Below are 1,094 nucleotides of genomic sequence, written 5' to 3'. Positions count from 1 at the left end.
CTGCGGGCCGTCTTCGACAAGCTGACCGCCAAGTTCGACAGCGTCCTGGTGATCGTGGACCAGCCCGCCTCCATCGGCGCCCTGCCCCTGACCGTCGCCCGGGACGCCGGCTGCAAGGTCGCCTACCTGCCCGGACTCTCCATGCGACGTATCGCCGACCTCTACCCGGGCGAGGCCAAGACCGACGCCAAAGACGCCGCGGTGATCGCGGACGCCGCACGGACCATGCCACACACCCTGCGCTCGTTGGAACTGACTGACGAGATCACCGCCGAGCTGACCGTGCTGGTGGGCTTCGACCAGGACCTGGCGGCCGAGGCGACCCGCACCTCCAACCGGATACGCGGCCTGCTCACCCAGTTCCACCCCAGTCTGGAGCGCGTCCTTGGCCCGCGCCTGGACCACCAGGCCGTGACCTGGCTGCTGGAACGCTACGGATCCCCGGCCGGCTTGCGAAAGGCCGGCCGCCGCAGGCTCGTTGAGGTGATCCGGCCCAAGGCTCCGCGCATGGCTGCCCGACTGATCGACGAGGTCTTCGACGCGCTCGACGAGCAGACCGTCGTGGTCCCGGGCACCGGCACCCTCGACGTTGTGATCCCGTCCCTGGCCCGTTCGCTCGCGGCTGTCCACGAGCAACGACGAGCTCTGGAAGCGCAGATCGGACAGCTGCTGGAGGCTCACCCTCTTTCCGCGGTCCTGACCTCGATTCCGGGGGTCGCGGTCAGGACCGCCGCCACCTTGCTGGTCACCGTCGGCGACGGCACCAGCTTCCCCACCGCCGCCCACCTGGCCTCCTACGCCGGCCTCGCCCCCACGACCAAGTCATCCGGGACATCGATCCACGGCGAACACGCCCCCCGAGGCGGCAACCGGCAGCTCAAACGGGCGATGTTCCTGTCCGCGTTCGCCGCCCTGCATGATCCCGCTTCCCGCGCCTACTACGACAAATGCCGGGCCAGAGGAAAGACCCACACACAAGCCCTCCTCCGGCTCGCCCGGCAACGGATCAACGTGCTGTTCGCGATACTCCGCGACGGCACCTTCTACGAACCCCGCACCCCACGCCTCGCTTGACGAAAGACATAGAGGCACCC

Annotated in this window: 1 protein-coding gene; it reads left to right on the top strand. The window is 68.8% G+C overall.

Annotated features, from left to right (window positions below):
* Positions 1 to 1,074 (top strand): IS110 family transposase (locus E2651_RS43365; protein WP_135336746.1); only part of this gene is annotated, 1,074 nt, incomplete at its 5' end.
* Positions 1,075 to 1,094: the final 20 nt, after the last annotated feature.

The sequence above is a fragment of the Streptomyces sp. MZ04 genome (genome assembly GCF_004684775.1).
GTDB lineage: Bacteria > Actinomycetota > Actinomycetes > Streptomycetales > Streptomycetaceae > Streptomyces.
Note: the sequence above shows the minus strand (reverse complement) of the source record. Positions and strands in the feature narration are given on the sequence as shown.